Below are 21,676 nucleotides of genomic sequence, written 5' to 3' on the forward strand. Positions count from 1 at the left end.
AAGGATTTATTTGTTTCTGCAAACAAATTTACTGCTTTTAAAATGTGGCAAAGGGGCGCGCTGACCTTCCGCACCCCCCTTTGTCGGTTGCTTCTTGCTGGATCAAATACGCATCGGCATCACAACGTATTTGAAGTCGGCGTTCTCCGGAATCGTGATCAGCGCGGAGGAATTGGCGTCCCCGAGGGCGATGTTGATGCTGTCGCACTTCAGGTTGTTCAAGACATCCAGCAGGTAAGTCACGTTAAAGCCGATATCGATGCTGTCGCCGCCGTAGTCGATTTCGATTTCTTCGACGGCTTCTTCCTGGTCGGCATTGGTGGAGCTGATCTTCATGCTGCCAGGGGCGACGATGCAGCGCACACCCTTGAATTTATCGGAAGTCATGATCGCGGCGCGCTGCAGCGATTGCAGCAGCGTCACGCGGTCGATGGTGAAATTGTTCTTGTAACCCTTGGGGATCACGCGGGTGTAGTCCGGGAACTTGCCCTCGACCAGCTTCGAGATCAGTTCGATATCGGCAAAGGTCAGCTTGACCTGGTTGTTGGCGATTTCGAGATTCACCGGGTTTTCCAGGTCTTCCAGCAAGCGCTGCAATTCCAGGATGGTCTTGCGCGGAATGATGACTTCCTGGCGCGGGAAATCCTGGTCGGTCTCGACCTGGCAAAACGCCAGGCGGTGGCCGTCTGTTGCGACTGCAATCACGTTCTTGCCATCGACGACCAGCAACAGGCCATTCAGGTAATAGCGGATATCCTGCTGCGCCATCGAGAAGTGCACCATGTTGAAGAGGTGCTTCAGGGTCTTTTGCGGCAGCGTGACTTTCGCATTGAAATGCTCGGCTTGCGCCACCGTCGGGAATTCTTCGGCGGCCAGCGTCTGCAGGGCAAAGCGTGATTTGCCGCTTTGGACCGTCATGCGCTTGTTGGCCAGCGACAGCGACACATCGGTGGAATCCGGCAGCGCGCGCAGGATATCCAGCAGCTTGCGCGCGGCCACCGTGATGGCGGTCGCCTCACCGCCGCTGCCGACATCGGCGTGGGTCGTGATCTGCACTTCGATGTCGGTCGACAGGAAAGAGACGCGCTCGCCATCCTTGCGAATGAGGATATTGGCCAGAATCGGCAACGTGTGCCGACGCTCGACAATACCGCTCACTATCTGCAGTGGCCTGAGAAGCGTGTCTCGGGTGGTTTTGACCAATTGCATAGTTATATCCCTGATAGTGATTGAGAACCGTGATGATTTACAGGTATCAATTTTGACCAAAAATCCCCGCTCTGACCACCAATTTATTTATGGCTTTACAACGGGGCTTGTTAGGTGCAGTGCAAAGTTATCCACAGGCACTTAGGCAAGCCTTTAAAAATTTCTATCCTTTAAGAGTTTGCTCAAGTACATGAAGTTCGTGGTTGATTTCCGGATTCTTGGCGCGGTCACCGGCAATCTTGCGCACCGCGTGCAAGACGGTCGTATGGTCACGCCCGCCAAACAGTTCGCCGATTTCCGGTAAACTCTTTTGCGTTAGCTCTTTGGCAAGATACATGGCAATCTGGCGTGGCCGGGCAATATTGGCCGGGCGCTTTTTCGAATACATGTCGGCGACCTTGATATTGAAAAAGTCCGCCACCGTTTTCTGGATGTTTTCGACAGAAATTTGCCGGTTTTGCACTGACAGTAAGTCTTTTAATGCTTCCTTGACCACATCGATGGTGATTTCCTTGCCGTGGAAGCGCGAATACGCAAGGATCTTGCGCAAGGCCCCTTCCAGTTCGCGCACGTTGGAGCGCAGGTGCTTGGCAACGAAGAACGCCACGTCATCCGACAGGGGCGTACCTTCCTGAACCGCTTTTTTCAGCAGAATCGCCACCCGCATTTCCAGCTCCGGCGGCTCGATGGCCACCGTCAGGCCCGAATCGAAACGGGAAATCAGGCGGTCATCCATGCCGGTGATTTCCTTGGGATAGGTGTCGCTGGTGATGATGATTTGTTTCTTTGCTGCAATCAGGGCTTCGAACGCATAAAAGAATTCTTCTTGCGTGCGGCTCTTGCCGGCAAAGAATTGAATGTCGTCGATCAGCAACAGGTCAAGCGAGTGGTAATACCGCTTGAAGTCATCGAAGCCCTTACGTTGGTAAGCGGTCACTACGTCGCGAACGTACTGTTCTGCGTGGATGTAGCGAATGCGTGCATTCGGATTGTCGACCAGGAGCTGGTTGCCGATGGCATGGATCAAGTGGGTTTTACCCAGGCCGACACCGCCATACAGGAACAGCGGGTTGTAGGACGTGCCGGGGTTGTTGGCGACCTGGATGGCGGCGGCGCGTGCCAGCTGGTTGGCCTTGCCGGTAACGAAACTGTCGAAGGTCAGGTCCGGGTTGATGCGGCTTTGCTCGCGCCGCGGCGTCATGGTCTCGACCGGGATTTCCTGGAAGGCATGCGGCATGCTGGCTTGCTGGGGACTGCCGGAGTGGGCGGGTGCGGACACGCCGGTGGCCGGTTTTTTGGCGACGTTGGTGCGCGGGTCGAGCACGAACTGGACTTCGATCGGGCCATCCCAGTGCTGGGCAGCCAGCGCATGGATGCGGCTGGCGAACTGGGTCTTGACCCAGTCCAGCTTGAAACGGTTGGGCGCGGCAATACGCAACAAGCCCTCCTCGAAATCCAGCGGTGCGAGAGGCTTGATCCAGGCGTTAAATTGTTGCGGAGTCAGTTCCTGCTCCAGTTGGGCGGAACAGGCCTGCCAAAAATTTTCCATGTATTACTTAGAATGACTTGATTAGGAGCGTGCGGTGCTGCATGTTGGTCGTCCCGCAGTGCACGGTTGAGGAGGCCCGAAAAGCGCGGGAAGGTGCCGGGGCGACCGGAAATTTAACGCTATTTTACCCTTCATCGCCCAAGTTATCCACAGGCACGCCATGTATTTCTACTGTGCGGGGCCCGCATCTGCTTCGCTTGACAATCTCTAAGTGATTGACAAACAAGCGGAAAATGCTGTCTAATTCTGGGTTCGCCGCCCGTTGTGTCCATGACGCGATGCGTTGCACGAGATACTGAACCCCAAGCATTTCCTTTTAGCTGATTAGCGAGATAACAATGAAACGTACTTACCAGCCTTCCGTCGTTCGCCGCAAGCGCACCCACGGTTTCCGCGTGCGCATGGCCACCCGCAGCGGCCGCGCTATCCTGAACGCACGCCGTGGCAAGGGCCGCAAGCGTCTGGCTGTCTAAGCCAGGCCACTGCTTTCCCTGCGTGAACCGCGATCGTTCGCAGGATTTCGCCCGCGATCGGCGCATCGTTAAAACGGATGAATTTTCATCCGTTTTTCGTTTGCGGCCGGTGCAACGCAGCGCGCATTTCGTACTCTATACCCGGATTAACAACTTGCCGCATGCCCGCCTGGGCGTCGTCGCCGCGAAACGCCTGGCGCCGCGCGCCGTGACCCGCAATGCCATCAAGCGCGTGACACGCGAATTGTTCCGCCAGACGCCGTTGCCAGGTCTGGATTGCATCGTGCGCCTGGCCAAGCCGGTCAATACCAAAAAGGCGCCGGCCAGCACGGCAGCCCTGAAGGCGGCCATGCGCCGGGAGTTGCAGCAATTGTTCCAGACACAAAAGTTGCCGGAGGCTGCGCCATGAAATCCCTGCTGATGTTGCTGGTGCGTGGCTATCAGTTATGCATCAGTCCATTCCTGGGGCAGAATTGCCGCTTCTATCCGAGTTGCTCGCAGTACGCCATGGAGGCGATTGGCCGGCATGGCGCGCTGAAAGGCGGTATGCTTGCGGCGCGCCGCCTCTCCAAATGCCATCCGTGGCATGCCGGGGGTGTCGATCCGGTGCCGGACAACCTGCCCGCCAAGCCGGCATCCGCCTGCGGCTGCCACCACCACTGAATTTTGTACATTAACCGCCCACCAGGCGACCAATAAGCGACCGAAAGCCATGGATATCCGACGTACCTTCCTCTGGGTCATATTTTCGATGTCTATCATCCTGTTGTGGGACAACTGGATGCGCTACAACGGCAAGCCATCGATGTTTTTCCCCTCGGCGACCCAGCAGGCAGCACCCGCTGCCGGCGCCGGCAGCACGGCGCAAACGGGCCTGCCGCAAGCCGGCCAGGCGGCTGTGCAAGCCGCTCCCGGCACGCCTTCCGGCATAGCCGCCCCGGCCGCCGGCCAGGCTGCGGTCAAGACCGAGCGCATCCTGATCACCACCGATCTTTTCAAAGCCCAGGTCGATACCCTGGGCGGCAACCTGGTCCACCTGGAACTGTTGCAACACAAGGAAGGCGCCCAGTCTGCGAAAAACGTGGCGCTGTTCGATGAAAGCCGCAACTATGCGGCGCAGACCGGCCTGATCGGCGGTCCTTTCCCGAACCACAAGTCGGCGTTCGTCGCCCGTCCGGGCGCCCGCGCGCTCGATGGCGGCAACCAGGTGCAACTGGTGCTGGAAGCCGAGCAGAATGGCGTCAAGCTGGTAAAGACCTTTACCTTTACCCGCGGCAGTTATGTCATCGACATCAAGCATGAAGTGGTCAACGCCAGCGGCGCGCCGGTTACGCCGACGGCTTACCTGCAACTCGTGCGCGACAACAGCAAGCTGCCGGGCGAGTCGATGTTCTACAGCACCTTCACTGGTCCCGCCGTCTATACCGATGCCGCGAAATTCCACAAGGTGAGCTTCGAGGATATCGAAAAAGGCAAGGCACCCAAGGCCGCGGCCACCAATGACGGCTGGGCGTCGATGGTGCAGCATTATTTTGTCTCGGCCATCCTGCCGCAGGACAAGGCGCCGCGCGAAATCTATACCGACAAGGTCGCCACCAACCAGTACTCGGTCGGCACCAAGCTGCCGCTGGGGACCGTGGCGCCAGGCGCGACGGCTGCTGTCAATGCACAGCTGTATGCGGGACCGCAGGAATCGGCGCGGCTGGAAAAGTTCGCTCCCGGCTTTGACCTGGTCAAGGATTATGGCTGGCTGACCGTGGTTGCCAAGCCGATCTTCTGGCTGATGACGCAGATCCAGAAAGTGATCAGCAACTGGGGCTGGACCATCATCGCCCTGACCGTGCTGATCAAGCTGGCATTCTTCCCGCTGACGGCAGCCAGCTACCGCAGCATGGCCAAGATGAAAACGGTCACGCCGAAGATGCAATCCATCCGCGAGCGCCACAAGGGCGACCCGCAAAAGATGAACCAGGCCATGATGGAGCTGTACAAGACCGAGAAGATCAACCCGCTCGGCGGTTGCCTGCCGATGGTGATCCAGATGCCGGTGTTCATCGCGCTCTACTGGGTGCTGCTGGCCTCGGTCGAAATGCGCAATGCGCCCTGGATCGGCTGGATTCACGACCTGGCTTCGCCCGATCCTTTCTACATCCTGCCGGTGGTGATGGCGGCATCGATGTTCCTGCAGACCAGGCTGAACCCGACGCCGCCGGATCCGATGCAGGCCAAGATGATGATGTGGATGCCGATTATTTTCTCGGTGATGTTCTTCTTCTTCCCGGCCGGCCTGGTGCTGTACTGGGTCGTCAACAACATCCTGTCGATCGGACAGCAATGGTTGATTAACAAGAAAATGAAAGCGTAAAAACAGCGCGTTGTTTTTCATCCATAAAAAGCCCGCGAAACAGATCGCGGGCTTTTTTGTTATCTGCGCATTGGCATAGAATCAAATCATGAAATTCGATACTTCTCCCATCGCGGCGATTGCGACCGCACCAGGCCGCGGCGGCATCGGCGTCGTGCGCATCTCCGGCAAAGACCTCTCCACCGTGGTCGAGGCTGTCTGTGGGCAGGCCACCGGCGCGCAGTTAAAACCGCGCCATGCGACTTACCTGAACTTTTTGAATGCCGACGGCAGCACCATCGACCAGGGGTTGGCGATCCACTTCAGGGCGCCGCATTCCTATACCGGCGAAGACGTGCTGGAATTGCAGGGGCATGGTGGGCCAGTGGTGCTGCAAATGCTGCTGGCGCGCTGCCTGGAAGCCGGCAGCGGCATCGGCGTGCGCCTGGCCGAGCCGGGCGAATTTACCTATCGTGCTTACCTGAACGACAAGCTCGACCTGGCGCAGGCGGAAGCCGTGGCCGACCTGATCGATGCCTCCACCGAGGCGGCGGCCAAATCGGCAACGCAATCGCTGTCGGGCGAATTTTCCAGGACCATCAATGCGCTGGTGCAGAAGGTGATTGCGCTGCGCATGCTGGTGGAAGCCACGCTCGATTTTCCGGAAGAGGAAATCGATTTCCTGGAAAAATCCAATGCCCGCGGCCAGCTTGCGGCGATCCGCGCAGTGCTGGAGCAAGTGTTTTCGCAGGCCTCGCAGGGCGCCTTGCTGCGCGAAGGCTTGAACGTGGTGCTGGCGGGACAGCCCAATGTCGGCAAGTCGTCGCTGCTGAATGCGCTCGCAGGCGCGGACGTGGCGATCGTTACGCCCATTGCCGGCACCACGCGCGACAAGGTCACCGAAACCATCCAGATCCAGGGCATCCCGCTGAACATCATCGATACGGCCGGCATCCGCGAACTCGGCCAGAATGGCGACGAGGTCGAGCGCATCGGCATCCAGCGTACCTGGGCCGAGGTGGAAAAGGCCGATGTCATCCTGCACCTGCTGGATGCGGCGCGCGGGCCGACCCGCGCCGATGAAGCCATCGTCGCGCGCTTTCCTGACAACGTGCCGGTGATCCGGGTGTGGAACAAGATCGACCTGTCGGGCCACAAGCCGGCGGCCGATGTGCAGCCGGATGCCACGCATGTCTATCTGTCGGCGACCGACCGCACCGGTGTGGATTTGCTGCGCGACGAATTGCTGCGCATCGCCGGTTGGCAGCAGACGGGCGAGTCGCTGTACCTGGCGCGCGAACGCCACCTGATCGCGCTGAAAATGGCGCGCACCCATCTGGACCTCGCGGCCGAGCACGCTGCCACGTCCGACCAGGCGCTGGACCTGTTCGCCGAGGAATTGCGGCTGGCACAGGAGCGCTTGAACAGCATCACCGGGGAATTCACCCCGGACGATTTGCTGGGGGTGATTTTTTCCCGGTTTTGCATCGGCAAGTGAATAGGTGTTTCAGGGGCGCTCACCGAATATCAAAAAAACCTGGAGCCCCTGTAAACACTGAATTACAGTGTTTCACCAGTGCTCACCACGGCTCACCAAATTCTGTTAAACGTGCGAGTGACGCGCGACATCTACAAGGGCCGGGAAACCATCGATATTCGGGTCTGGTTCAGGGACAAGGCCAAGGGGGAATTTGTCCCCAGTTCGAAAGGGGTGACGATCGATGCCGGGAAGTGCGAGGCCTTGATTGAAGCCCTCAAAACTGCTGCTTAAATCCGAGTTAATCCGCCATTCTGGAGTGGCTGGTGGCATTCACCGCTGGAACGTAGTCACCAAGAAAAATACTTGCCGGGGGTACGATGAAATTAATTTGGCTTTGGAAGATGCGATAGAAGGTCAGCCACCATTTTTTCGACCTCTATTCGACTTTCCCTAATTGCATCTGCATATGCCTGCAATTGTTGCAATAAATGTGCCGATCGAGCTATATCATTCATAGAATTTGTTTGATCAGCCAACGCCTGTACAGCATCGAATTTTTGAATCATCTGGTTGTTGCCTTTAAAACTCGAAATTAAGCCAGATGCATATGCATATGTAACGATGATTTTCTGTCGTATGACATGGTTTTTGATTTTTCCAATTCTATCTACGCAAGCATCGTAGACAGCAAAAGGACTTTCTTGTATCGGCCACTCAGATAGAAACGCTGTTCCATCCGGGTCATTTGCTAATTGTTGCCCTACACGCAATTCAAAGATGTCCCAGAGAGAGGTAATCTCATCCCTAAGACTATGAAGCATGCTTAATTCGTCCGCTTCATCACGCATACAATCGCGTTCGACTTGTTTTTCATGCTGATGATGCGAAACCCATATTGCAATTCCGATTGCTGCTATGGAGCCAAGTGCCTGAACCCATGAAGCCACATCGCTGCTCTTCATCGTTGGAAAGAGCAGTATTAGAACGGTGAATGCAACTGCTGTAAGAGCCGTCGCAGCGATAATTTCAAGGGTACGGGAAGTGGTATTGCTCATGATTCTCAACCTGGTTGTTCTTGGAATTATTTCGTACCAAATAGACGGTCTGGCCAAGTTAGATGCCGGTGTTTGTATAAATTGTGGCACCACAGTATGGCTCTGGAAATTGGCCGTGCAGGCCAAGATTGCTCAAAACTTCGCGCTTCCCCAAGGGCGAAGTCGGCATCGTATTCAGCAGTTTCAAGTATTTCATTGACCGAGGTAATGCGCGTCTTTAGATTCTCCAACTCTTTTGCAGAGAGGGGATTGTCCTGCGCATAAGGGCTACAAAGAGCCATGTTTGTAAGAATCAGCGCATTGCGAGCTGCATAGAGTGAGGTAATCCGAGCATGGCTTATTTCACGGTTCTCAAGAGCATGGATGCGTTCCAGTAAATCATTCAGGTGAACATCGTCTCGACATGAAGAGCGTGGTAACTTTGCTAAAGTAATCGGTCCATTTAGAAAATTCAGGACATCACCAAGCAGATACCGGCACGACGTCGCAAGGGCAAGATTTAGTTCGGAGCGTTGGCGCCGCAAATCGAGCAACTGGGCATGCCGCTGATAGGCAGGGACGGCAATGGCTAAGACGAGCGCGACTGTTGCTCCAACAGCTTGGGCCCAACCCGCCAAGTTTGTATTCTCTGGCAATCGCATCCAGGCAATTGCTTGATCGATAAATTCCATTAATTTCCCCTTTTTTTTATCCGCAGTGCTTGGCCGATGGCCTATTATTTTTTCTTGGACGTGTATCCCAATGGGACTGCGGCGCCGGACCCGGCAATGCCAGTAGCGCAGATCTGGTCGAACTCGGCTTCGTAAGACGAATTCTTGTACGGGATGAAGAATGGGTCTGCGTGCTTGCTTTCGTCCCATGTCATTTGATCGCGCCAGAATTGCTTCCTGAAATACCTGGTTTTGGCCAAGGCGGAGTCTTTGCTGGTGCAGTCGACAAGGAAGGTTTCGACCCTGGAGAAATGGGGCGGTATGTGGACGATGGTTTCTTTCACTTCCTGGTCGAATTGGCAGGTTAAATACATGTCCACTTCAATTGGCGCCCTGGGCGGCGTCTTCACCACCGTTGAGTATGCAGTACAGCCTTGACCAGCGCGGCCGGCAAACCCGAGGTGAGGCAGTCCTTCGGCAGCATGGGAAAGTAACGGCAGCAGGATTGCCAACGGTGGCAGGAAGTATCTCATTCGGCACCTATTCGCGAACAGAAATGCAGCGATCCGGAAGCGGGACGGCGGAGTGCCGGCCATCCCAAGAGGGTTCCACTGAGTGCTACGCCCGAGGTTGTGAGTCACAGAGCTGATGCCGATCTTGGTGTTTTGCTTCCTCCAAGATGCTCAGGGGAAATGTCATTGTAACAAAACCATTGCCCGGGCAATCCATGTAGAGATTCCGAGTGTTGTCTGCCTAAAAATTGGGCATGACCATCAAATCTCGTTTTTGTCCACTCGCGTTTCAAAAGTGCGCTGATGTACCATTAGGTTACCAGTGGGGCCATGCCTTTTACCGGTAACCTAACAGGAATTCTGGCCTTCGAGAGTTTGGTGGAAATTGTGGATAACTTGCCTGCGGCAGGGAGGGCACTGGACGGTTGTCTCCTGCCTAAATCTTTGCGGCAGAGATTGGGGCAACTTCCTTCGGCAGGTCCCCCCTGTGTCGCTTCACGGTGGCGCACCACAGCTCGACCAGGCGCTCACCGGCAGAATAGCGAGGCTCTGCACCAGAGTTTTTCCAGCCCATGAGCGTTGCCTTGGGTACGTCGATCAGATCAGAAACGGCATAGATACCCAAGCCGGCCGTTTTCAAATCGGCCAGGATCCTGAACCAATCCACGGTCAATCGCTGCGACATTTCTCTCCACTCCCACTGTTGGCGCTCGCGTCGATCCCGCGCGCGTGCGCGTTTTATATATAAGGCACCGGGCGCCGCTCCCCGGCTATTCGCCGGCAAAAGATTCGGGCTGTTGATGTGGCGTCGGTCGCTGGCAATCCTTGGGGTTGGAATTGTTTTTTGTGCCCAAGATTGTGCCCAAGCAATGTTAACAGGATCAGTGTTTTCGTGGAAATTCAATTACTTGCAGGATATTTCAAGCTACTGCATCGAAACGAATGCTTGCCTGGCCGTGCCTTGCAGGCCTGGCATAAACATGCATAAGTGCCGCATGTTTATGCCGGGATGTGGTATCATGTTTTGCAATGAGAAACTGAAAGTGTCGAGTCAGGAGCCCACCATGAGCAAGCAAAACATACGCAAGGCTAGCGCAGCATACCGGCCTGGTACCTGGAGCACGGATGAATACATCCGGAAATGGGCTGCAGATGCATGCAGCGGCCGCGCAGAGTGCGTCATTCCGCTGCAAAGCCTGCAGGATTCCTGGGTCGCCCGGGTGCGCCTCGATGCACCGGGCAAGCCGGTAGAACGGCTTCTGGCGGAACAGGTCTGAACGCGAGAATTCTTTAAATCCAGCACGCATCAGGAAGCCAGCTGGTGACTGCCTGCGGCATCACCTTGGCCAGTGCGGGATAGTGTGCCGGCAGGTGATTTCCCCCGGTTCTTTACTAAGACGCCCGGTACCGTTTTTTGAGAAACGGACCGGGCGTTTTTTTATGTACTGTGGAGATACTCCAGTGTAATTCCGCTGGTTCAATGCTGGATCTTCATAGGAGCGCACACTGACGCTAGCCGGGAAGGCTGGCAAGAAAGCGCGGATCGGAGGCGTACGTGACGTTATAGCGTGCCCATGAAGTGACTTGCTGGGGGTCGACCAGGAAAATGGCGCCCGGCGCCAGCACGATATTCTGCTTCATCAAATTCCGGGCCAGCTGCATCGAATCGGGCGCGCCCGGAATCGTGGCCCACAAATAAAGACTGTGCCGGGCTTGATGGAATACCGGATAGCCCCGGCTTGAAAAAATCCTTGCGGCGGAATCGGTTGCTTCTTCGAGGCGGTCGCGCAGGCGGCTGATGTTGCGCTTGAAGCTGCCCTCGGTAACGATCGCTTCCAGCGTCCGTTCGCAGTATTCCGAACTGCTGACGTGCAGCAGCATCTTGACGTCCGCGAGGTCGCTGGCAAGGTCCGGATGGCAGGCGATGAACCCGACACGCAGCGCTGGTGAAACCGTTTTGGAAAAACTGCCAATATAGATGGTGCGGTTCAACTGGTCGAGCGTCGAAATGCGCAGCATGCTGTCCGACTTGAGGTCGGCGAAAGGGTCATCCTCGACAATCAGCAGGTCATGCTGTTCGGCCAGGTGCAGGATGCGGTGCGCCTTGGCCGGCGAAGTATCCGAACCGGTCGGATTGTGTCCGAGAGTCTGGGTGAAAAAGAGCCGCGGCCTGGTGGTTTGAAGGATCTGTTCAAGCGCCTGGACATTAGGGCCATCCCACTGGCGCGGCACGCCCACGATCCGGGCACCGCGCAACTTGAGCTTGCCGAAGAGCGGGTAATAACCCGGTTCATCCACCAGCACCGTGTCGCCCGGCTTGACGAAATTGGCGATGACGATCTCCATCGCGGCATTGGCGCCGTGCGTCAGGACGATCTGGTTTGGCGTCGCTTCGATTGCCATGCCGGCCAGCCTGCGCGCGAGGTAATGGCGCAGCGGCGCATAGCCGAACCGCGTGCCGTAGCGGCACATCGTGCCCAGGCGCGTCGCATGGCTGAGCTTCTTCGAACATTTGTCGAATTCGACTTCCGCAGTCCATGCGACCGGCATAAAGCCATCGCCCACATGGAGGTCGCCGGGCGCATCGCGCAACTGCTCCCGCATCAGCCAGACGATATCCATCGCGCAGTCCAGCGATGTCGGCTCGACGTCAGACATGGTTGCGCGCGGCATGCCGGCGACAAAATAGCCGGAGCCGCGCCTGGGTTCGATCAGCCCTTTGGCGGTCAGGTCGTCATAGGCATTGATGACCGTGTTATTGGAGTGGCCATGCGATTTTGCATACTCGCGAATCGAAGGAAGTTTTTGGCCTTCGGCATAGATGCCTTGCGTAATCTGGAGTGCAATGAAGTTCGCAATGGAGCGGGCGATCGAGGTTTCACGGGTATTCATGGCACATCCGTTTGCTGTTGCAATGCATCAAAGTGTTATAGGTACACCTGATAGTGTGTTTGTTTCTATTGTAACTTTCAAGCATGCAAGGCTGATGCTACTCTGCGTCGGTTTGATAAAAAAATTTCGCATTCCTCATATCACAATCCAGGCAAGCCTTACCTGTCTCATGCATGTTGATTCCTTTGCAATAGTACGGATCCGTGCCTTTCAGCAGGCCAGCAAGGAAGTTGCACTCTCCTCTTGCCTGGCGAGTCGATATGGTCGTGACTTTTTTCTGCGCCCGGCAAATGACAATCACAACAATGCCGGGCAAGGGGTGCGCGCAGTAGAGTTTTGATAACAATGTGTGGAGACGACAATGACAGACACAAACGATACGCATGCCAAGCAGGAAAGCCGGGTATTCAACCCGCCGGCGGCGCTGGTAAAAGATGCCGCGATATCCGGCATGGACGCGTACCGCGCCCTGTGCGCCGAGGCCGAGCAAGACTATGCCGGTTTCTGGGGCCGGCTCGCCCGCGAAAACCTCGACTGGCACAAGCCTTTCACGCAAACCCTGGATGAATCGGCTGCGCCGTTCTACAAGTGGTTCGGCGATGGCGAACTCAACGTTTCGTACAATTGCCTCGACCGCAACCTGGCCAATGGCAATGCCGACAAGACCGCGGTGATCTTCGAAGCCGATGGCGGCGACGTCACCCGGGTGACGTACCGCGAATTGCACCAGCGCGTCTGCAAGCTTGCCAATGGCTTGAAATCGCTGGGCATCCGGAAGGGCGACCGCGTCGTCATCTACATGCCCATGTCGGTCGAAGGCATTGCCGCCATGCAGGCGTGCGCGCGCATCGGCGCCACCCACTCGGTGGTGTTCGGCGGCTTTTCCGCCAAGTCCCTGCAGGAACGCATCATCGATGCCGGCGCGGTGGCCGTGATCACCGCCGACGAGCAGCTGCGCGGCGGCAAGCAACTGCCGCTGAAAGCCATCGTCGATGAAGCGCTGGGCCTGGGCGGTTGCGACTCCATCAAAAATGTCATCGTCTATCGCCGCACCGGCGGCAATATTGCCGTCAACGCTGGGCGCGACCTGTGGCTGCACGAGCTGGTGGCCGACCAGGCCGAGGCGTGCGAGCCGGAATGGGTCGATGCCGAGCATCCGCTGTTCATCCTCTATACGTCCGGCTCCACCGGCAAGCCCAAGGGCGTGCAGCATTCTTCCGGCGGCTACCTGCTGTGGGCCGCCTTGTCGATGAAATGGACCTTCGACATCAAGCCGGCCGACATCTTCTGGTGCACCGCCGACATCGGCTGGGTCACCGGCCACACCTACATCACCTATGGGCCCCTGGCCGTGGGCGCCACGCAAGTGGTCTTCGAAGGCGTGCCGACCTTCCCGAACGCCGGGCGTTTCTGGGACATGATCGCGCGCCACAAGGTGAGCATTTTCTATACCGCGCCCACGGCCATCCGCTCGCTGATCAAGGCGGCCGATGCCGACGCCGCTATCCATCCGTCGAAGTACGACTTGTCTTCCCTGCGCATCCTGGGCTCGGTGGGCGAGCCCATCAACCCGGAAGCATGGATGTGGTACTACAAGCACATCGGCCGCGAGCAATGCCCGATCGTCGACACGTTCTGGCAAACCGAGACTGGCGGCCACATGATTTCGCCGCTGCCGGGCGCCACGCCCATGGTGCCGGGGTCGTGCACGCTGCCCTTGCCGGGGATCATGGCGGCCATCGTCGACGAGACGGGCAATGAGTTGCCCAATGGCCAGGGCGGCATCCTGGTGGTCAAGCGGCCCTGGCCCTCGATGATCCGCACGATCTGGAATGACCCGGAGCGCTTCAAGAAGAGTTATTTCCCGGAAGAGTTTGCCGGCAAGCTGTACCTGGCGGGCGACGGGGCGATCCGCAACAAGGACACGGGGTATTTCACCATCACCGGGCGCATCGACGATGTGCTGAATGTCTCGGGTCACCGCATGGGGACCATGGAAATCGAGTCGGCCCTGGTGGCGCATCCGCTGGTGGCCGAAGCCGCGGTGGTGGGCAAGCCGGATGAAACCACGGGCGAGGCGATCTGCGCCTTCGTGGTGCTGAAGCGCAGTCGCCCGACCGGGGAAGAGGCCAGGCAGATTGCCAAGGAATTGCGCGACTGGGTGGGCAAGGAAATCGGCCCGATCGCCAAGCCCAAGGAACTGCGGTTTGGCGACAACCTGCCCAAGACGCGCTCGGGCAAGATCATGCGGCGGCTGTTGCGCGTCCTGGCCAAGGGCGAGGATATCACCCAGGATATCTCGACCCTGGAAAATCCCGCGATCCTGGAACAGTTGAAGCAGGCCCAGTAAGCAGCAAGGTAAAGGCTGCACCCGCAAGCGTCACATCAAGAAAGGCGCGGGATGCAGCAAACAATTCGCAGTTCATGAGATTGCGAAATCCATTCATCAAAAGGAGAGACAATGCAGGACGATTTGGTACAGAAAATCAAGACCAATCCGAAGTACCAGGAACTGGTCGCGAAGCGCTCGCGCTTCGGCTGGTGGTTGAGCGCCATGATGCTTGTGGTGTATTACGGCTACATTCTCTTGATCGCTTTTAACAAGGAATTGCTGAACCAAAAATTAGGCGATGGGGTAATGACCGTGGGCATGCCGCTTGGCTTGTTCGTGATCCTGTTTACCGTTGTTATCACAGGGATTTACGTTCGCCGCGCCAACAGCGAGTTCGATGAGCTGACCGCTGCAATCCGCAAAGAGGTGAATGTATGAAAAACCTGAAAAACCTTTTTGCGCTCGGCGCGCTTGCATTGCTGAGCGCCGGTGCCCATGCTGCTGGCGCGGACCTCGGCCAGGCCACCAAGCAGCCAACCAACTGGACCGCGATCATCATGTTCGGCGCGTTCGTGTTGTTTACCCTGTTCATTACCAAATGGGCTGCGGCAAAAACCAAGTCGGCCGCCGACTTCTATACCGCGGGTGGGGGCATCACTGGCTTCCAGAACGGCCTGGCGATCGCCGGCGACTACATGTCGGCCGCATCCTTCCTCGGCATTTCGGCTGCGGTGTACCTGAATGGCTATGATGGCCTGATCTATTCGATCGGCTTCCTGGTCGGCTGGCCGGTGATCACTTTCCTGATGGCTGAGCGCCTGCGCAACCTCGGACGCTTCACTTTTGCTGACGTTGCCGCGTACCGCTTTCAGCAGGCGCCGATCCGCGCGTTTGCTGCCTCCGGCACGCTGGTGGTGGTGGCGTTCTACCTGATTGCCCAGATGGTGGGTGCAGGTCAGCTGATCAAGCTGCTGTTCGGTCTCGAATACTGGATGGCGGTCGTCATCGTTGGTTCGCTGATGATGGTGTACGTGCTGTTCGGCGGCATGACGGCAACCACCTGGGTGCAGATCATCAAGGCGATCATGCTGCTGGCCGGTGCCAGCTTCATGGCATTCATGGTCATGGCCGAGTTCAGTTTCAGCCCGGAGGCGCTGTTTGCCAAAGCGGTGTCGCTGCACGACAAGAAAGAATTGATCATGGGGCCGGGGACCTTCATCAAGGATCCGATTTCCGCAATTTCCTTCGGCATGGCGCTGATGTTCGGCACCGCCGGCCTGCCGCATATCCTGATGCGCTTCTTTACGGTGCCGAGCGCCAAGGAAGCACGTAAGTCGGTGTTCTGGGCAACCACCTGGATCGGCTATTTTTATATCCTTACCTTTATCATCGGCTTTGGCGCCATCGTGCTGGTCAGCGTCAATCCCGTCTATAAGGATGCAGCCGGCAAACTGCTTGGCGGTAACAACATGGCGGCGATTCACCTGGCAAGCGCGGTCGGCGGCAACGTTTTCCTCGGCTTCATCTCTGCCGTTGCCTTCGCGACCATCCTGGCAGTGGTCGCCGGGCTGACGCTGTCGGGCGCATCCGCCGTGTCGCATGACCTGTATGCGACTGTGTTCAAGAAGGGCAAGGCCAGCAGCAAGGATGAGCTCAAGGTATCGCGCCTGACCACCATCGTGCTCGGCATCGTCGCCGTGGTGCTGGGCATCGTGTTCGAGAAACAGAACATCGCCTTCATGGTGTCACTGGCATTCGCTGTGGCGGCATCGGCGAATTTCCCGGTATTGTTCATGTCGGTGCTCTGGAAAGACTGCACTACCCGCGGCGCAACGATCGGCGGTTTCCTCGGCCTGATTACGGCCGTGGCGCTGACGGTCCTGTCGAAGTCGGTATGGGTTGATGTGTTCGGCAATGCGAATGCGATCTTCCCCTACACCTCGCCGGCGCTGTTTTCCATGACCGCTGGCTTCGTGGGCATCTGGCTGTTCTCGATCCTCGACAATAGCGACCAGGGTAAGCGTGACCGCGCAGGCTACGACGCCCAGAAAGTTCGTTCGGAAACCGGTATCGGCGCGGCTGCCGCCTCCGGCCACTAAGACGCGTCTCCCACCCGGCCGACCTAGCGTTGGCCGGGCAAGCGCTATCTGCCGCTATGCCTTCGCTTGCGCATCGTGCAGCGCATCGTAGATGTCGGGAAGATAAGAAACGATATCGCCGTCAAGCGCGCCTTCGCACACCATCTTGTACAGTATCGACAGGCATGCCTCTTTCGGCATCCCTGGCCGATATGGACGGTCTTCGGTGATGGCGGTAAAAACATCCGCAACCGCGACGATGCGCGCTTCCAGAGGCAGGTGACGCGGACGGAACGGATAGCCGGTGCCATCCAGTCGTTCATGATGGAAGGCTGCCCAGGCACAAACCGTTTCCAGGCCCGGGACCGCGGAAAGTATCTGGTGCGTGTAATAGGGATGCTGGCGGATCAGTTGCATTTCATCCGGTGCAAGCTTGCCTGGCTTGTCGAGCAATACGACAGGCACCGACAACTTGCCGATGTCATGCAGGTAACCAGCTATGCCGACCAGCCTGACGCCGGCGCCACGCAAGCCCAGACGCGCCGCCAGCAGTTCGCTGGCGCAGGATATTTTCCTTGTACTTGCTGACAAAATCGAGCCAGAACGACTCCGCTGCGGATAGTTCGTCGAATATTTCGATCAGCATGGGAAGAAACTGCGCGCCGGCTCCCGTTCGGATTGCGCTGCAGATGTCGTTTTTCTGGGCAAGGATGTGCAAGTCTTCCCTGGGAAGTACCGCCAGACGGTCAGCCAGCCTCAGGATGTGGCTGGCCAGCGGGATGGCATGGCCGGCCCTGGCGGCTATTTTGGCGGCCCGCCAGTCCACATGGTGAAAACGGATGATTGTCGCTGCTTGCGTAAACGGCGGAAAATCGTGCAGCATGAGGTAGCCCTCTTCGGCATGCTCATGAATGTTTGCTTCGTCCGTCATGTCGCCGTCGTATACAGTCAGAGCCTTGTCCAGCAACGGGAGAGAGTAGGGCTGGCACACTGCGGCGATATCGTGCAAGGCGCCGGCGACGATAATGTCCTGGATCGCATCGCCAGAAAAGCCTGCAAGCTCGGCGATGCGCGCGGATAGATATGCTACGCGCAGGTGATGTTCGCCAATAGCGGGATGAAGAAGATCGATCGCCCGCGAGAACGACATCACCATGTCGAATAGCGCGACATCGACGCATCCGGCTTCGCCATTCACGCCTGGCCCGTGTCAGAACGCTTCGATCTCGGGATAGAACTCCCGGTCTTCGCGGCGGATGCGTTCATGCAGCATTTTCAAGACACGATTTGCGTCCGCCCTGAATCCTTCAGGGTCGCAGGTTACGGCGTCAGAGGTATTCCAGCGCCTTGCAAAGCCTTGATACTTTTCCGCAATAGCTTTCATCTCGGCTTGATATTCGCCGCCTTTCTTGGCAAGGCGGGCGTTAGCGCTCATTTTCAGGGCAGGATAAAGCACGGTGTCTTCAACGGCGAGATGCAACTTGATGACCGAACTCATTGATATGACAAGGCGCGCAATCGCCGGCGCATTTTCCGCGATGCCTGTGACGGCATAATTTCGAAGCGAATCGATGCAGCCATAAATCTTTTCGTGCTGCACTTTGAATTTGTCGATTTTCATTTTTGAGCCATCCTGATTGAGCGAACTTTGAAATTGATTCGGCAAGTTGGGAATACACCATGGAAAAGCAGGGTAGTCGCAAGGCAAAAACATATCGGCCAGGCGTATGGAGTACGGATGAATACGTTCGCGAATGGGCAATAAACCAAGTCAAGGGTAAAGGCGAATGCCGCATTCCATTGCAATGCCTGCAGCATTCCTGGGTGGCCAGAATCCGTTTTGACAAGCCGGGGAAGCCTGTCGAACGCATCAGGGAGCAGCTGACGCCAGCCTGAAATGTCTGTACGCCAGGTTCATTCTGCAAGCGGGATTAAAACGTCGTCGCCGCTACCGAAATCAGTTCCTGATCGTTCGCATGATCGATCAGGATACGTCTGACGCGGTCTTGCCACAGCGCTGCAAAATCGCGGCCTTCTTGCGGAGTCGCCTGGCCTTCGAGGATTTTTCGCAGCAGGCCAGTGGTGCGTGGATCGGCCGGGACCCGGCTCATGTGCATGCCAAGCACAACCGATTCCCCACTGTCGACGCGGTCGAAACGCACTTCGCCTTCCAGGGCGCAGGTGAAGTACATCAGGTTCTGGCGCCGGAAGCTGTGTCCGATGCCTTTGAATCCGCCTGGGCCCGCAGCTCCCGTCACAAGCCCGACCACACTGGCGATGACGCCGGTCACGCCGTCATCCTGAGACGCAGCAAAACGGACCTGGAGATTGCCGCGCTCGGGTATTTGCTCCGGGTACAGCAAGTCAAGCGCCCTCCTGGTCAGCAGGTAGGCGCCAGCGACGGTCGGGCAGGAATGGCCTGCCAGACGCACCGCATCAATATACCGGTAGGTGAGCAGGCCGTCATTGCACGCGCCGAGAAATCCGGCGAGCCTGTCACGGACCGTGATGGCGGGCGCCTGGTCGAAAAAAGCAGGGTAGTTCATGGTCGTCTCCGGATCGTAAGCCATGCAAAATGCGATAGCAATGTCCCACGCCCTGTCTGGTCACGCCGGCGTATTGCAGCCGCGCGGGTGCAGGGGCATTAACCGCCGCAACTGCCGCAGCACATGCCTGCTTCCCCATGTGCGAGCGGCTTGACACGCAGCCCGGCTTTCTGCAGGACTGTACGCAGTTCCTGGACCGAAGTGAGGTTTTCATCAAAGGCGACATCGATGGCGCCTGCCGCGGTAGTGATCGCCACCTTGCTTACGCCGCTCATGGAATTCAATAGTTGCGCAGCTTGCAACGCGCCGGCTTCGTTCAGGGGGCTGGCAAGGGTGAGTGTTTCGGATTTCATGATGCTCCTTGGATGCACAGGTAAGGGTTGCTCGAGTCGTTTGGGTAGAAGTACTCTACCATAAGATGCAGATGAAATGCATCTTTTAATTTACCCAGGGTTGGCAGCATCCAGCGTTGCGCCATGCGAAACGCCCGTTTTCAATTACAGGCATGCGCTGCTGGTGCAATCTCAAATGACAACGGATGTGATAGCGTATGGGTTCAAATTGACCAGGCGCCACTTTCTGATATTCGCAAACAGATGCATATACTGATCGTCGAAGACGATGCCACCATTGCCGATAACCTGTATGAATTTCTCGCAGCCCGGGGTTATGGCGTCGATGCGGCGCCAAATGGCTTGACGGCCATGCACCTGCTCGCCACCCAGCAATTCGATGCAGTGGTGCTGGATATCGGCCTGCCTGGCATGGATGGCTTGACGCTGGCGCAGCGCCTGCGCCGGGATGCGCAGTCGGCAGTGCCGATCCTGATGCTGACGGCGCGCGACACGCTCGACGACAAGCTGGCCGGTTTTGACGCTGGCGCAGACGATTACCTGGTCAAGCCGTTCGCCCTGAAGGAGGTCGAAGCACGTCTGCTGGCGCTGGTGCGCCGTGCCCAAGGCCACACAGTCGAGAAACTGCAACGGGTCGGCGAACTGGCGTATGACCCGTTCTCCGGCATTGCAACCTGGCGCGGCGAAGCGCTCAAACTGCCGCCCAAGACGCTGAAGCTTCTGCAGGCCTTGCTGGCGCGTCCTGGACGCCTGTTTTCCCGGGACGAACTGGAACAGGCGGTGTGGGGGCAGCTGCAGGCCAACAGCGATACCTTGCGCAGCCACCTGTCGCAATTGCGGCGCGAACTCACGCTGGAGGATGGGAAAAGCATGATCGAGACCGTGCACGGCCGAGGTTACCGCCTGGTGGAGCCGCATGAGAAATAGCCTGCGCTGGCGCCTGGCGTGGAGTTTCGCGCTGCTATCCACACTGGCAGTGCTGATCCAGGCAATTGCCCTGTTCATGACCACCGAGGAACAGGAAGAAGACATGATTGACGAGGTGGTCAATGTGACCCTCGACGACATCCTGACACGGTCAGGCGGCACAATGCCGGGGCTGTCGCAGCAATCGCTCACGCAGCGCCTCAGCCTTTACCACTTGCGCCCGGGTGAGTCGCCCGCGCCGCTACCCAGGGAATATGGCAGCAAGCCGGTCGGTAACTACGAGTGGTACAGCAGCAGCACCGAATACCACATCGGCATACGCGAGGTGGGTGGCGAGCGCTTCTACCTTTTGTACGATGTCGGCGAACATGAGGTGCGCCTGGAACGGTTGCGCTGGAATCTGGTGACCGGCATCTTCGTTCTGGGGCTGGTTTCCTTGTGGCTGGGTTATTGGCTTGCCGGCCGCCTGCTGTATCAGCTGCAAAAGATGACCGATCACCTGCAGCGCGACGACCGGGCCCAATTGTATGAATCCGGATTGGACCGCGAAGTTGGCCTGCTGGCGCGCGCGCTGGACGATTACCGCCAGCGCAACCGCGAATTGCTGTCGCGCGAGCGTGAATTCACCGCCAATGTCAGCCACGAATTGCGCACCCCGCTCACGCGCGTGCGCACCAGCGCCGAGCTCCTGCTGGAAGAACCGGCACTCGCCGAGCGTGCCAGGACGCGCCTGGAGCGCATCGTCACTGCCGCCGATGACATGGAGGCGCGTTTGCGCGGGCTGCTGTTTCTGGCGCGCGAGACGGCGCTGGCGACGCTGCAGCGGCTCGACTTGCGCCAGCGGGTGCAAGCCAGCGCGGGCCAGTTTGCGCCGGCGTGTACTGCCGCCGGCGTGGGTCTGGACGTGCTGGTGCCGCCCGAGACCATGATCGAAGCGGATGCGTCATTGCTGGCATTGTTGCTGGATAACCTGATCGGCAATGCCGCGCGTTATACGCGCGAGGGCAAGATCACGATCGATTTCGCCGATGGCGCATTGACGGTCTGCGATACCGGTCCCGGCATCGCGCCGGAACATCTTGCGCATGTGTTCGACCGCCATTATCGCGCCAGTGATATTCCTGGCGGCATGGGATTGGGCCTGTCGATTGTCGAGCGTATTTGCGCTGCGCATGGCTGGCATTGCAGCATCGACAGCGTCGCCGAGCCGGGGGACCCGCGCCAGGGGACGCGGGTGACAGTGCGTTTTGCGCCGGCGGCACCGATTTAGCCAGCC

25 protein-coding genes are annotated in these 21,676 nt (G+C 57.8%); 13 read left to right on the forward strand and 12 right to left on the reverse strand.

Annotated elements, in window-relative coordinates:
• Positions 1-102: 102 nt before the first annotated feature.
• Both dnaN and dnaA read right to left on the reverse strand, forming a co-directional pair.
• Positions 103-1,209 carry a DNA polymerase III subunit beta gene (dnaN, locus tag EKL02_RS02355; RefSeq protein ID WP_128900537.1) on the reverse strand — a complete coding sequence of 369 codons (1,107 nt, stop codon included), beginning with the start codon at positions 1,207-1,209 and terminating at the stop codon, positions 103-105.
• A 163-nt stretch (positions 1,210-1,372) separates the two neighbouring features.
• Positions 1,373-2,758: a chromosomal replication initiator protein DnaA gene (gene dnaA, locus EKL02_RS02360; protein ID WP_128900538.1), complete on the reverse strand. Its 1,386-nt coding sequence runs from the start codon at positions 2,756-2,758 to the stop codon at positions 1,373-1,375.
• Between the two features lie 338 nt (positions 2,759-3,096).
• Here dnaA and rpmH point away from each other — a divergent pair, with 338 nt between their 5' ends.
• The 6 genes from rpmH to EKL02_RS02390 all read left to right on the forward strand — a co-directional run bounded on the left by rpmH (position 3,097) and on the right by EKL02_RS02390 (position 7,346).
• Entirely contained in the window at positions 3,097-3,231 is a 135-nt protein-coding gene (gene rpmH / locus EKL02_RS02365) for a 50S ribosomal protein L34 (RefSeq protein ID WP_128900539.1), read from the forward strand.
• Positions 3,232-3,253: 22 nt separating this feature from the next.
• Entirely contained in the window at positions 3,254-3,640 is a 387-nt protein-coding gene (gene rnpA, locus EKL02_RS02370) for a ribonuclease P protein component (RefSeq protein WP_128900540.1), read from the forward strand.
• Positions 3,637-3,894 (forward strand): membrane protein insertion efficiency factor YidD, encoded by a 258-nt coding sequence (gene yidD / locus EKL02_RS02375; protein WP_128900541.1) that lies wholly within the window; start codon positions 3,637-3,639, stop codon positions 3,892-3,894. Before rnpA ends, yidD begins: the two co-directional genes overlap by 4 nt.
• A 49-nt stretch (positions 3,895-3,943) precedes the next feature.
• Positions 3,944-5,596 (forward strand): membrane protein insertase YidC, encoded by a 1,653-nt coding sequence (gene yidC / locus EKL02_RS02380; RefSeq protein ID WP_128900542.1) that lies wholly within the window; start codon positions 3,944-3,946, stop codon positions 5,594-5,596.
• An 88-nt stretch (positions 5,597-5,684) separates the two neighbouring features.
• Positions 5,685-7,073, forward strand: a complete 1,389-nt coding sequence (gene mnmE, locus EKL02_RS02385; protein WP_128900543.1) for a tRNA uridine-5-carboxymethylaminomethyl(34) synthesis GTPase MnmE — start codon at positions 5,685-5,687, stop codon at positions 7,071-7,073.
• Between the two features lie 78 nt (positions 7,074-7,151).
• Positions 7,152-7,346, forward strand: coding sequence for a transcriptional coactivator p15/PC4 family protein (locus tag EKL02_RS02390; RefSeq protein WP_164931929.1), 195 nt, complete (start codon positions 7,152-7,154; stop codon positions 7,344-7,346).
• A 92-nt stretch (positions 7,347-7,438) separates the two neighbouring features.
• Here the strand turns inward: EKL02_RS02390 and EKL02_RS02395 are convergent, their stop codons facing one another.
• The 4 genes from EKL02_RS02395 to EKL02_RS02410 all read right to left on the reverse strand — a co-directional run bounded on the left by EKL02_RS02395 (position 7,439) and on the right by EKL02_RS02410 (position 9,957).
• The gene (locus EKL02_RS02395; protein ID WP_128900545.1) at positions 7,439-8,110 is read right to left on the reverse strand and encodes a hypothetical protein; all 672 of its coding nucleotides are present in this window, start codon (positions 8,108-8,110) and stop codon (positions 7,439-7,441) included.
• Positions 8,111-8,136: 26 nt separating this feature from the next.
• Positions 8,137-8,781 (reverse strand): hypothetical protein, encoded by a 645-nt coding sequence (locus EKL02_RS02400; RefSeq protein WP_128900546.1) that lies wholly within the window; start codon positions 8,779-8,781, stop codon positions 8,137-8,139.
• Between the two features lie 44 nt (positions 8,782-8,825).
• Positions 8,826-9,293 (reverse strand): hypothetical protein, encoded by a 468-nt coding sequence (locus EKL02_RS02405; RefSeq protein WP_128900547.1) that lies wholly within the window; start codon positions 9,291-9,293, stop codon positions 8,826-8,828.
• A gap of 415 nt (positions 9,294-9,708) precedes the next feature.
• Entirely contained in the window at positions 9,709-9,957 is a 249-nt protein-coding gene (locus EKL02_RS02410; RefSeq protein WP_128900548.1) for a hypothetical protein, read from the reverse strand.
• A 379-nt stretch (positions 9,958-10,336) separates the two neighbouring features.
• Between EKL02_RS02410 and EKL02_RS02415 the strand changes: the two genes are divergently transcribed.
• A complete protein-coding gene (locus tag EKL02_RS02415; protein ID WP_128900549.1) occupies positions 10,337-10,549 on the forward strand; it encodes a hypothetical protein in 213 nt (70 codons plus the stop codon).
• Positions 10,550-10,784: 235 nt separating this feature from the next.
• Here EKL02_RS02415 and EKL02_RS02420 read toward each other — a convergent pair whose 3' ends face one another.
• Positions 10,785-12,164, reverse strand: a complete 1,380-nt coding sequence (locus tag EKL02_RS02420; RefSeq protein ID WP_128900550.1) for a PLP-dependent aminotransferase family protein — start codon at positions 12,162-12,164, stop codon at positions 10,785-10,787.
• On the opposite strand from EKL02_RS02420, the gene EKL02_RS02425 reads away from it, so the two are divergent.
• The 4 genes from EKL02_RS02425 (at position 12,163) to EKL02_RS02440 (ending at position 16,595) form a co-directional block, all read left to right on the forward strand.
• Positions 12,163-12,504 (forward strand): hypothetical protein, encoded by a 342-nt coding sequence (locus EKL02_RS02425; protein WP_128900551.1) that lies wholly within the window; start codon positions 12,163-12,165, stop codon positions 12,502-12,504. The genes EKL02_RS02420 and EKL02_RS02425 overlap by 2 nt on opposite strands.
• A 21-nt stretch (positions 12,505-12,525) precedes the next feature.
• Positions 12,526-14,514, forward strand: a complete 1,989-nt coding sequence (gene acs / locus EKL02_RS02430; RefSeq protein ID WP_128900552.1) for an acetate--CoA ligase — start codon at positions 12,526-12,528, stop codon at positions 14,512-14,514.
• A 111-nt stretch (positions 14,515-14,625) separates the two neighbouring features.
• The gene (locus EKL02_RS02435) at positions 14,626-14,934 is read left to right on the forward strand and encodes a DUF485 domain-containing protein (protein ID WP_128900553.1); all 309 of its coding nucleotides are present in this window, start codon (positions 14,626-14,628) and stop codon (positions 14,932-14,934) included.
• Positions 14,931-16,595 carry a cation acetate symporter gene (locus tag EKL02_RS02440; protein ID WP_128900554.1) on the forward strand — a complete coding sequence of 555 codons (1,665 nt, stop codon included), beginning with the start codon at positions 14,931-14,933 and terminating at the stop codon, positions 16,593-16,595. Before EKL02_RS02435 ends, EKL02_RS02440 begins: the two co-directional genes overlap by 4 nt.
• A gap of 54 nt (positions 16,596-16,649) precedes the next feature.
• On the opposite strand, the gene EKL02_RS02445 is transcribed toward EKL02_RS02440, so the two are convergent.
• The 5 genes from EKL02_RS02445 to EKL02_RS02465 form a co-directional block, all read right to left on the reverse strand.
• Positions 16,650-17,105, reverse strand: coding sequence for an HD domain-containing phosphohydrolase (locus EKL02_RS02445; protein WP_164931930.1), 456 nt, complete (start codon positions 17,103-17,105; stop codon positions 16,650-16,652).
• Positions 17,056-17,772: an HD domain-containing protein gene (locus EKL02_RS02450; protein ID WP_128900556.1), complete on the reverse strand. Its 717-nt coding sequence runs from the start codon at positions 17,770-17,772 to the stop codon at positions 17,056-17,058. The genes EKL02_RS02445 and EKL02_RS02450 overlap by 50 nt, the downstream gene beginning before the upstream one ends.
• 12 nt (positions 17,773-17,784) lie before the next feature.
• Positions 17,785-18,195: a hemerythrin domain-containing protein gene (locus EKL02_RS02455; protein WP_128900557.1), complete on the reverse strand. Its 411-nt coding sequence runs from the start codon at positions 18,193-18,195 to the stop codon at positions 17,785-17,787.
• Between the two features lie 310 nt (positions 18,196-18,505).
• Complete coding sequence (locus tag EKL02_RS02460; protein ID WP_206732440.1) at positions 18,506-19,120, reverse strand: hypothetical protein; 615 nt, start codon at positions 19,118-19,120, stop codon at positions 18,506-18,508.
• 98 nt (positions 19,121-19,218) lie between these two features.
• On the reverse strand, positions 19,219-19,473 hold the full coding sequence (locus EKL02_RS02465) for a hypothetical protein (RefSeq protein WP_128900559.1): 255 nt from the start codon (positions 19,471-19,473) through the stop codon (positions 19,219-19,221).
• 243 nt (positions 19,474-19,716) lie between these two features.
• Here EKL02_RS02465 and EKL02_RS02470 point away from each other — a divergent pair, with 243 nt between their 5' ends.
• A complete protein-coding gene (locus tag EKL02_RS02470) occupies positions 19,717-20,400 on the forward strand; it encodes a response regulator transcription factor (RefSeq protein WP_128900560.1) in 684 nt (227 codons plus the stop codon).
• Positions 20,390-21,670, forward strand: a complete 1,281-nt coding sequence (locus EKL02_RS02475) for a HAMP domain-containing sensor histidine kinase (RefSeq protein WP_128900561.1) — start codon at positions 20,390-20,392, stop codon at positions 21,668-21,670. The genes EKL02_RS02470 and EKL02_RS02475 overlap by 11 nt, the downstream gene beginning before the upstream one ends.
• Positions 21,671-21,676: the final 6 nt, after the last annotated feature.

This window comes from Janthinobacterium sp. 17J80-10 (genome assembly GCF_004114795.1).
In the GTDB taxonomy this organism is placed as follows: Bacteria; Pseudomonadota; Gammaproteobacteria; order Burkholderiales; family Burkholderiaceae_D; genus Paucimonas.